Annotated in this window: 2 rRNA genes; both read right to left on the bottom strand. The window is 56.9% G+C overall.

Annotation, left to right across the window (positions count from 1 at the left end):
- Positions 1 to 8: 8 nt before the first annotated feature.
- A 5S ribosomal RNA gene (gene rrf / locus AB0J06_RS26190) occupies positions 9 to 125 on the bottom strand.
- A gap of 73 nt (positions 126 to 198) precedes the next feature.
- A 23S ribosomal RNA gene (locus AB0J06_RS26185) occupies positions 199 to 3,308 on the bottom strand.
- Positions 3,309 to 3,475 lie beyond the last annotated feature (167 nt).

Genomic DNA, 3,475 nt, shown 5'->3' with positions numbered 1-3,475 from the left:
GAATGTTTGTCCGGCGGTGTCCTACTCTCCCACACCCTCCCGGGTGCAGTACCATCGGCGCTGGAGGGCTTAGCTTCCGGGTTCGGAATGTTACCGGGCGTTTCCCCTCCGCCATGACCGCCGTAACTCTATCGACTTATCAAACACCTATGGGTGTTCGTTTGTCGGGAGTTGCACAGTGGACGCGTAGCAGCTTTGTAGGTCAAGTCCTCGGCCTATTAGTACCGGTCAACTCAACACGTTACCGTGCTTACATTTCCGGCCTATCAACCCAGTCGTCTAGCTGGGGGCCTTACCCCATCAAGTGGGTGGGATACCTCATCTTGAAGCGAGCTTCCCGCTTAGATGCTTTCAGCGGTTATCCCTTCCGAACGTAGCTAACCAGCCGTGCCCCTGGCGGGACAACTGGCACACCAGAGGTTCGTCCGTCCCGGTCCTCTCGTACTAGGGACAGCCCTTCTCAAGTATCCTACGCGCACGGCGGATAGGGACCGAACTGTCTCACGACGTTCTAAACCCAGCTCGCGTACCGCTTTAATGGGCGAACAGCCCAACCCTTGGGACCTGCTACAGCCCCAGGATGCGACGAGCCGACATCGAGGTGCCAAACCATCCCGTCGATATGGACTCTTGGGGAAGATCAGCCTGTTATCCCCGGGGTACCTTTTATCCGTTGAGCGACACCGCTTCCACTCGCAAGTGCCGGATCACTAGTCCCGACTTTCGTCCCTGCTCGACCTGTCAGTCTCACAGTCAAGCTCCCTTGTGTACTTGCACTCAACACCTGATTGCCAACCAGGCTGAGGGAACCTTTGGGCGCCTCCGTTACATTTTGGGAGGCAACCGCCCCAGTTAAACTACCCACCAGACACTGTCCCTGAACCGGATCACGGTCCGAAGTTAGATACCCAAATCAACCAGAGTGGTATTTCAACGTTGACTCCACGATCACTGGCGTGACCGCTTCACAGTCTCCCACCTATCCTACACAAGCTAATTCGGATACCAATGTCAAGCTATAGTAAAGGTCCCGGGGTCTTTCCGTCCTGCCGCGCGTAACGAGCATCTTTACTCGTAATGCAATTTCGCCGGGCCTGTGGTTGAGACAGTGGGGAAGTCGTTACGCCATTCGTGCAGGTCGGAACTTACCCGACAAGGAATTTCGCTACCTTAGGATGGTTATAGTTACCACCGCCGTTTACTGGCGCTTAAGTTCTCAGCTTCGCCCCGAAAGGCTAACCGGTCCCCTTAACGTTCCAGCACCGGGCAGGCGTCAGTCCATATACATCGACTTACGTCTTCGCATGGACCTGTGTTTTTAGTAAACAGTCGCTTCCCCCTGCTCTCTGCGGCCATACAACGCTCCACCCGCAAGGGGCTTCACGTCTCCGGCCCCCCTTCTCCCTAAGTTACGGGGGCAATTTGCCGAGTTCCTTAACCACAGTTCGCCCGATCGCCTCGGTATTCTCTACCTGACCACCTGTGTCGGTTTGGGGTACGGGCCGCTAAGAACTCGCTAGAGGCTTTTCTCGGCAGCATAGGATCACTGACTTCACCTGAATCGGCTCGGCATCACGTCTCAGCCTATATGCGGTGCGGATTTGCCTACACCACGGCCTACACGCTTACCCCGGCACAACCACCGGCCGGGATCAGCTACCTTCCTGCGTCACCCCATCGCTTGACTACTACCCGCCAGGTTCCCACGCTCCCCCACATCAACCCGAAGGTCTCCGCAGGTTCGGGTGGTTAGCACAACAAGATTCGTCATGGGCGTTCTTTCGCGGGTACGGGAATATCAACCCGTTGTCCATCGACTACGCCTCTCGGCCTCGCCTTAGGTCCCGACTCACCCAGGGCGGATTAGCCTGGCCCTGGAACCCTTGGTCATCCGGCGGAAGGGTTTCTCACCCTTCTTTCGCTACTCATGCCTGCATTCTCACTCGTGCCGCGTCCACAACTAGGTCACCCTGCTGCTTCACCCGCGGCACGACGCTCCCCTACCCACCCACACACCTGCACCCAACCCCGAAAGGCCAGGCGAAGTATAAATGTGAGTGCCACAGCTTCGGCGGTGTGCTTGAGCCCCGCTACATTGTCGGCGCGGAACCACTTGACCAGTGAGCTATTACGCACTCTTTAAAGGGTGGCTGCTTCTAAGCCAACCTCCTGGTTGTCTATGCGATCCCACATCCTTTTCCACTTAGCACACGCTTAGGGGCCTTAGCTGGTGATCTGGGCTGTTTCCCTCTCGACTACGAAGCTTATCCCCCGCAGTCTCACTGCCGCGCTCTCACTTACCGGCATTCGGAGTTTGGCTGATTTCGGTAAGCTTGTGGGCCCCCTAGACCATCCAGTGCTCTACCTCCGGCAAGAAACACGCGACGCTGCACCTAAATGCATTTCGGGGAGAACCAGCTATCACGGAGTTTGATTGGCCTTTCACCCCTAACCACAGGTCATCCCCCAACTTTTCAACGTTGGTGGGTTCGGCCCTCCACGCGGTCTTACCCGCGCTTCAGCCTGCCCATGGCTAGATCACTCCGCTTCGGGTCTAGGACACGCGACTGAACGCCCTGTTCAGACTCGCTTTCGCTACGGCTCCCCCACACGGGTTAACCTCGCCACATGCCACTAACTCGCAGGCTCATTCTTCAAAAGGCACGCCGTCACCCCGTAAGGCTCCGACGGATTGTAGGCGAACGGTTTCAGGTACTATTTCACTCCCCTCCCGGGGTACTTTTCACCATTCCCTCACGGTACTAGTCCGCTATCGGTCACCAGGAAGTATTTAGGCTTACCAGGTGGTCCTGGCAGATTCACGGCAGATTTCAGGGGTCCGCCGCTACTCGGGAACATCCACAGAAGACCAGCCACTTTCACCTACCGGACTCTCACCGTCTACGGTCAGCTATTCCACGCTGTTCGGCTAGCAACTAGCTTTATAACTTCTCGAACGAGTGTCAGCCCGTTCCGCAGAGTCCCACAACCCCGACCACGCAACCCCTGACAGGTATCACACGCAGCCGGTTTAGCCTCAATCCGCTTTCGCTCGCCACTACTCACGGAATCACTAATTTGTTTTCTCTTCCTGCGGGTACTGAGATGTTTCACTTCCCCGCGTTCCCTCCACACACCCTATGTGTTCAGGTGTGGGTGACACCACATGACTGGTGCCGGGTTTCCCCATTCGGACACCCTGGGATCACAGCTTGGTTGGCAGCTCCCCCAGGCCTATCGTGGCCTCCCACGTCCTTCATCGGCTCCTGGTGCCAAGGCATTCACCGTTCGCCCTTGACAACTTGACCACAAAGATGCTCGCGTCCACTGTGCAATTCTCAACAAACGACCAACCCACAACCACCAGCACCCCACCAACACCGTCAACAACGGCCGGTATGAGATACCCAGTCATGCCTGGCACGACAGCACCGAAACAACAAGCACCACATACGGTGGCTGCGCCACCTCAGCG

Source organism: Micromonospora sp. NPDC049679, assembly GCF_040659735.1.
In the GTDB taxonomy this organism is placed as follows: Bacteria; Actinomycetota; Actinomycetes; order Mycobacteriales; family Micromonosporaceae; genus Micromonospora_I.
Note: the sequence above shows the minus strand (reverse complement) of the source record. Positions and strands in the feature narration are given on the sequence as shown.